This is a genomic window from Fimbriimonadaceae bacterium (assembly GCA_023957775.1).
In the GTDB taxonomy this organism is placed as follows: Bacteria; Armatimonadota; Fimbriimonadia; order Fimbriimonadales; family Fimbriimonadaceae; genus JAMLGR01.
In genome coordinates this window covers 1-6,491 of the sequence record JAMLGR010000027.1, presented here as the reverse complement: position 1 = coordinate 6,491, position 6,491 = coordinate 1, and the positions used below count along the sequence as shown (strand labels likewise).

Annotated in this window: 8 protein-coding genes and 2 tRNA genes; 2 read left to right on the top strand and 8 right to left on the bottom strand. The window is 65.2% G+C overall.

Going from position 1 to position 6,491, the window contains the following annotated elements:
• Positions 1-65: 65 nt before the first annotated feature.
• From M9921_15835 to rpmH, 7 genes are read right to left on the bottom strand one after another with little or no spacing between them, the layout of a single operon-like run.
• Complete coding sequence (locus M9921_15835) at positions 66-1,427, bottom strand: phosphodiester glycosidase family protein (GenBank protein ID MCO5298317.1); 1,362 nt, start codon at positions 1,425-1,427, stop codon at positions 66-68.
• Entirely contained in the window at positions 1,418-2,341 is a 924-nt protein-coding gene (locus M9921_15830; GenBank protein ID MCO5298316.1) for an LD-carboxypeptidase, read from the bottom strand. Before M9921_15830 ends, M9921_15835 begins: the two co-directional genes overlap by 10 nt.
• 51 nt (positions 2,342-2,392) lie before the next feature.
• Positions 2,393-3,247: a KH domain-containing protein gene (locus M9921_15825; protein MCO5298315.1), complete on the bottom strand. Its 855-nt coding sequence runs from the start codon at positions 3,245-3,247 to the stop codon at positions 2,393-2,395.
• Entirely contained in the window at positions 3,247-4,557 is a 1,311-nt protein-coding gene (locus M9921_15820) for a YidC/Oxa1 family membrane protein insertase (GenBank protein ID MCO5298314.1), read from the bottom strand. Before M9921_15820 ends, M9921_15825 begins: the two co-directional genes overlap by 1 nt.
• A 16-nt stretch (positions 4,558-4,573) precedes the next feature.
• Complete coding sequence (yidD, locus tag M9921_15815) at positions 4,574-4,726, bottom strand: membrane protein insertion efficiency factor YidD (protein MCO5298313.1); 153 nt, start codon at positions 4,724-4,726, stop codon at positions 4,574-4,576.
• 41 nt (positions 4,727-4,767) lie between these two features.
• The gene (gene rnpA, locus M9921_15810; protein ID MCO5298312.1) at positions 4,768-5,058 is read right to left on the bottom strand and encodes a ribonuclease P protein component; all 291 of its coding nucleotides are present in this window, start codon (positions 5,056-5,058) and stop codon (positions 4,768-4,770) included.
• 31 nt (positions 5,059-5,089) lie between these two features.
• The gene (gene rpmH, locus M9921_15805; protein MCO5298311.1) at positions 5,090-5,224 is read right to left on the bottom strand and encodes a 50S ribosomal protein L34; all 135 of its coding nucleotides are present in this window, start codon (positions 5,222-5,224) and stop codon (positions 5,090-5,092) included.
• A 191-nt stretch (positions 5,225-5,415) separates the two neighbouring features.
• Here rpmH and M9921_15800 point away from each other — a divergent pair.
• Both M9921_15800 and M9921_15795 read left to right on the top strand, forming a co-directional pair.
• A tRNA-Tyr gene (locus tag M9921_15800) sits at positions 5,416-5,501 on the top strand.
• Positions 5,502-5,510: 9 nt separating this feature from the next.
• Positions 5,511-5,585 (top strand) — tRNA-Thr (locus M9921_15795).
• Positions 5,586-5,663: 78 nt separating this feature from the next.
• On the opposite strand, the gene M9921_15790 is transcribed toward M9921_15795, so the two are convergent.
• Positions 5,664-6,491 (bottom strand): hypothetical protein (locus M9921_15790; protein MCO5298310.1); only part of this gene is annotated, 828 nt, incomplete at its 5' end.

Below are 6,491 nucleotides of genomic sequence, written 5' to 3'. Positions count from 1 at the left end.
GACGAGCAAGCTCGCGCACTCCCAAGCGGGGGCGACGAGCAAGCTCGCGCACTCCCAGGGGTTAGTTACTTGGCCTTGACCGGGATCTTCGCCGTCAGCAACTGACCTCGGGCGGCGACGGTGACCTCCACGGTCCCCTCCGCGGTGGCGCGCAGGAGGCCGCCTTGGTCGATCCAGCCCGCGCCCTGGGCGCCCCAGAGCACGTCCACGTTCGGGATCGGCTCCCCGTCGGCGCCGAACACTTTGAGCACCGCCGTCTCTTGCGGCGCAAGCCCCACCGGGGCGGCCAAACGGAGTTGACGCGTGTCGGCCAGCGGGGGTTGGCCGAAGAAGAGAACGCCGTTGGCGACCGCCCGCTCCCGGCCGTCGCTCGGTCGGTTGAGCGTGACGCCCAGCACGTGCATCGTCGAGCTCCCTCCGCCGTCGAGGTTCACCGCGTCCACGCATCCGAGGCCCTTGAGGATCGACGCCAGCTCCGGCAGCGTCGCACCGACGCTCATCGACTGCCGGCCGTCGATCGCCACGAACCACAGATCGCCTTCCGGCGTGCGCCCCACCGCCGATCGGGGGTGCCGGTTGTTGGTGAACGCCTTCGTGAACCCCTCCACCTCGTTCTCGATCGTCGTCTTCCCGTCGCGGATCAGCACCGGACCGCCGCCGACGGCGTTCGGGTACTTGGTCCAGTCGAACCCCTCGACCCGCCACTTGAGCGTCACGCGTGCGCCGGGCTCCAGGGTCTGGAGCAGCGCCATCTTCGGTCCCGTCGCCGCGAGCACCATCGTGCCCGGCGACACCGCCGCCGTGCCGCCCGCATGCTTCGACCGAACCGTCCCGGTCGCCTCCCCCGAGGGGGTCAGCGTGCCGCGCTTGAGATCGAGCACGAGTTCGACCGACGGGTCCTTCGTGACGGCAAAGCCCGCAGACTCGCTGAACAGGCAGATGTCGTTGAGCCCGCACTCCTGGTTGAACCCATCGATGGGGATGGGCGGGCCGTTGTCCGGATCCAACTCCATCGAACTGGTCGCGCGTCCAAACGTGGCGCCCGTGGGACCCCAAGCGAACACGGTGCGTTCGGGGTGTGGAAGGCTCAGCAGCTCGCCGTTGCGAACCATCAGGCCCAGCGGGTCGCCCGAAGGGGGGAAGAAGTCCGCGTTGATCCCCGCCAGCGCGCCCGAACGGCGCACGAGATCGCCGATGGTTTCGCGTCCCTTGAACTCCGACTCGGAGTAGACCTGCAGTTCGCCCACCTCGCTCGAGGCTTTCACGGCCGGCGTGGCGATGCTGAAGCGCAGCGCGTGCACGATGCGCGGGAGCGAGGCGTCGACTTCCATGCGGTACACGAGCCCGGGGGCGAGCGGTTTCTCCCACACCTGCGCGTGCGCCGCCGCGGCGGCCAGCGCCACGAGCAGCAGTGTCTTCAGGCGCATGGCGACTCCAGGTACTCCAAGGTGCCGGCATCGGCGTCGAGCCGGGCCCGGACGCCGAGCGGCAGCGTCATCATCTGCGGCACGTGGCCGAAGGGAAAGTCGATCACCAGCGGAATGCCCAGCGGCGCCAACCGGTCGCGCACGATCTCGCGCCACGGCTTGCCGCCGATTCCCTCGTCGCGGCGATCGTCGGTGCGGGTCATCTCCCCCACCACGATCCCCGCGCACCGGTCCAGCGTGCCGCTGGCCCGCAGGTGGGTCAGCATCGCATCGACGCGGTGCGGGTTCTCATCGACGTCCTCGATCACCACGATCTTTCCTTCGGCATCGAGCGCCTCCGGGGTTCCCAAGCTGTCGGTGAGCAGGCAAAGGCACCCGCCGACCACGATGCCCTCGCCGACGCCGCCCACGACGGAGGACGAACGGGGCGCATCGGGGTGAACCGTGTTCTCGCCGCGCCAGCCCGCGAGGAACGATGCGTGCACCCAGGGTTCGCGCACTGTGCTCAGGGTGAGGGCCATCGGTGCGTGCAGCGTCGGCATCCCGCGCCGGTTCAGGGCGAGGTGGAGCGTCGTGATGTCGCTGAAGCCCGCGAAGAGTTTGCCGGACCGGGCGATGCGGTCGAGATCGAGCAGGGGAAGGATGCGCGCGCAACCGTACCCACCGCGCGAACAGTAGACCCCATGGACCTGGGGGTCGTCGAACGCGTCCTGGAGGTCTCGCGCGCGGTCCTCGTCGCTTCCCGCGAGGTAGTCGTCCCGGTCCAGGGTGTGGGGAGCGAGGTCGACGCGGTACCCGGCGTCTTCGAGGAGGCGCGTGGCGTTCGCGAGTTTCTCCGCGGCGAGGGGCGAGGCGGGGGACACGATTCGAATCGTATCCCCCGGTTGCAGGGCGCGCGGCTTCAGTGCGGACATGGCGTCGGTGGTTGAGTGATTCCCGATTCCCGATTCCCGATTCCCGGCACCTTACTCGGCCGGGGCGATCACCACACGGCGATTGGGCTCCTCACCTTCGCTGTAGGTGGTGATGCCTTCGATTTCGGAGAGGGCCTTGTGCACGATGCGCCGCTCGAAGGCGGGCAACGCGTCGAGGACCGCTTCCTCGCCGCGCGCGAGCACCTGTTCGGCGATCTTGGTGGCGAGTCCGGTCAGCGCCTCTTCGCGCTTGGTCCGGTAGTTGGCGCCGTCGAGCACGATGCGGACGCCGTTGTCGAACTTGCGCGAGGCGATGATGTTGGCGAGATACTGCGAGGCGTTGAGCACCTCGCCGTGCTTGCCGATGAGGTGGCCGACGTCGCGGCCGTCCAGTTCGATGTTCACGTAGCGGCCCTGGAGTCCGGCGACCTTGGCCGTGATCTCGAGGTCCGCCGAGGCGAGCATCTCTTCGACCAGGGCGAGCATGGCCTTGCCGTCTTTGGCGGTGGCCACGGCTTCGGCGCGGTCCTGCTCGTCCGCGGGCTTGTCGGCCTCGCTCTTGGCCTCGGCGCGCGGCGCGCGCGCCTTGCGCGCGGGCTTTTCGGCCGCGGGTTCGGGCTCGGCGGCGGCCTCTTCGACGGGCTCTTCCACCTTCTTGGTGCGCGTGCGGCGCGCTTTGGGCTTCTCGGCTTCCGCGGGCGGCTCGGCGTCCACCACGGCGGTGGCGGCCTCCTTCACGGCGGCGGCTTCGGCGCGGATGCGTACTTGGCCGCGCCCAAACAGGCCTTTGGACTCGTCGAGGACGGTCACTTGCAGCGTGTCCTCGGCGACGCCCAGTTGTTCGGCGGCGATCTTGCGGGCCTCGGCGAGCGAGGCGGCGGTGGTTTCGACGGTGTTGTTGGCCATCACTTCTTTTTCTTCTTGGGTTTGTGCATGCGGGGCGTGCCGGTTTTCCCGGTGGACCCATTCATTGATCCGTTCGTCGCCTGGGTCGGGTAGACGCCCCCTCCCGGAGCGTTGACCTTGACCAGTGCGGGAAGCGGAAGACGGTAGGCGCGCAGGCTTTGCGCGGTGGCGAGCACGTTCGTGCCTATCCAGTAAAGCACGAATGCCGCCGGTACGGGGAAGACCCCCGTGAACATGAACACGGTGAACATCACGGACATCGCCACGCCGATCATCCGCTGCTGCTTCACGTTGGAGGGGTCCGAGACCGGCGTGAGCAGCGTGGTGGAGAGCATCGAGATGCCGTACACGATGATCAGCAGGTTGTCCTTCTCGCCCAAATTGTGGGCGAAGAACGAGCCGAGGCCCGAGTCGGGCTGGATCCAGAGGAACGTGCCCTTCTGGAATTCGTAGCGGTAGTGCAGCATGCACTGGTACACGAGCAGGAAGAGGGGCATCTGCAGCAGCGCGGGGAGGCAGCCGGCCATGGGGTTGATGCCGTACTCCTTGTACAGCTCCATCACCTTGACGTTGAGCTCCTGCGGGTTCGTGTACTTCTTCTTCAGCTCGGCCGTGAGCGGCTGGAGCTGGGACATCTGGCGCGACCACATGTACTGCTTCTGCGCCATGGGCCAGATGATCGCGCGGACGACCAAGGCGAGCAGCAACGCGGCGAACGCGTAGCTGAAGCCGGGCTGGGCGCCGGTGAGGTTCACCAGGAAGTCGATGAGTTGGAACCCCGGCACGAGCCCCCACACGAGGGTCGTGCGCCCGAGGTGGGTCATGTTGACGTTGATGTCGTCGAGCAGGGCTTTGGGGGAGACTTCGGTGCGCGGGAAATCCTTGTGCGGCGGGACTTGGAACGAGGTGGTCCACAGCCCGTTCTCCTCAAGCTGGTGCTGCTGGCTCTGGAACGTCATGAACGCCTGGTTCATGCGGTTGAAGTCCTTGCGCTGCATCGCGGCTTTGAACTGCGTGTGCGCGACGAGGACGGTGCCCTCGGCGACGAGTTTGTTCCCCTGCTCCTTGGTGAGTTTCTTGGCCTCGACGTCCGCGTCGACTTTGCGGTGAAGCACGCCGGCGAGCGAGACGATGCTCTGGTCCTTGATCTGCTTGTCCAGGGTGCGCATCTCGCCGAGGATCTGCTGCGGGGTGCGGGGATCGGGCGCCTTGTTCTGGTTGTTGAAGAACAGGTTGTAGCCCAGAAACAGCACCATCATCATCAGCAATGTGGTGAGGAAGTTGCCCTTGGGCGGTTGCGGTTGGCTCATGGTTTCGATTTGAAGACTAGGGGACGGGGTCGTGGCCTCCGGGCCGGAACGGGTGGCAGCGGCAGATGCGTTTGAGTCCGAGCCACGCGCCTTTGAGGAGGCCGTAGCGCTCGATGGATTCCAGTGCGTAGTTCGAGCAGCTCGGGGTGTACCGACAGGTCGGCGGCATCCATCGCGTGCTCTTTTGATATGCTCGGATCAACAACACTCCTATTCGCCTGCCCATCTCCGGTCCATGGCTTCCAACATCGTTCGCAGCTCGCCGACGATCGCTTCGAACGCGGCCCCCGCGCCTTGCGGAGTTACGATCAACACGTAGTCGAGGTTGCCGTTCACGTGTGGGTCGTTGCGCCGAAGGCTCTCGCGAAACCGTCGTTTGGCACGGTTGCGAAGCGGCTTCGAGCCGATTTTTTTGGACGTTGCGATCCCGCATCTTCCTTCGCCGGGGAGGGCCATCAGGCGGCAATTGGCTCCCCCGACGCGCTTGCCTTCACGGAACACGACGTCGAATCTGCTTTTGGTGAGGCCTTCTCTAATGCGTCAGTCGCGCCCGACCCTTGAGACGGCGCCGCTTGATCACGTTCTGGCCGTCGGTGGTGCGCATGCGGACGCGGAAGCCGTGGGTCTTGCTGCGCTTCCGGTTGTTGGGTTGGTAGGTTCGTTTCATCGGGACTGGTCTCGGACAATCAAGAAATGTTCGGCGATGATACCCGGGACGGGTGGTTTGTGGTTTGTGGTTTGTGGTTGGTGGTTGGTTTATCCCCGGTTCACGCCCGCTGGACGGGCGTGAACCGGGGGAAGGCATCCACCGTGATGGGAACGGAGCGGTCCGCCGAGGTATAAACTAGCGTTGCGATTGGGGAGTTGCCCGAGTGGCCAATGGGAACAGACTGTAAATCTGTCGGCGAATGCCTTCGTAGGTTCGAATCCTACACTCCCCACCAGCTCCACACGCCCTCGTAGCTCAGAGGTAGAGCACTTCTTTGGTAAAGAAGAGGTCACGGGTTCGATTCTCGTCGAGGGCTCCAGATTTTGAACCTGGAATATCTCACTTTGGTGCCTGAGGGGTCTCTCGTTTATCCCATGTACACCTTCGCGTACACCTTTCAGGTTCGAGTTGGGTGCTCGGTGGCCGCGTGTTGGGCCGGAGTCTTCCGATGTCGAGTTGGATTTCGAAATGCTCGCTGGCGGCACTTGTCGTCGCAGTATTTCCGGCGACCATGATTGGCGGTAAACCAACGGCCGCACGCAGGGCACTTCTGAGGCGGCCGAGTCTCGCCAATAGCTTCTTGGGCGAACTGTAGGTAGATGGCCCCATGGAGAGTAAGCGGCTGAACCGAGAACTGCTTGCCCGGGATGAGGGTGGTAAACACGGTCGTCAGTTCCATGAGGATGCGGTTCGTCATGGCGATTGCGGTGGCCATTGCCCGCTGAGGAACCGGCTGGCGACGATGGGTGCCCGTGTCGAGGTGGGTGAAGAGCAGGCAGTGGCGGCGGGCATTCTCCAGGCGGGCTAACGCTGCGCCAAGGTTGACCTTGTCGTCGTCGGAGCCCGTGCGGCACGTATCGTTGATCAGGAGCAAGTCTCTCATGATCTGCGCCTCAAGGAGCCAATACTCAAGGGGTTCGCCATACCAGTCGTTCATGAGGTCCTCACCCGACACGCGATACAGGTAGGTGCCCAGGAGTCCGAACTGATTGGCAAACGTGACCGCGTCGTCCGGCGAGTGAATGTCAGCAAAGCGCCGGTGCAGGGTGCGGATTCGCGTGGGGTCGTAGTACTCGTAGCATGGGCGGGAGGGGTCGAACGTGTGGTAGGGGTATTCCCCGAGGATCGTACGCCAGCCGAGGGCACGCGCGTCTGATGGCAAGCCCAGCGGGGGCGGTTCGTCGGTGGCCTGCCACCCTCCATGAGCCTCTTCAATCCCGTAGCC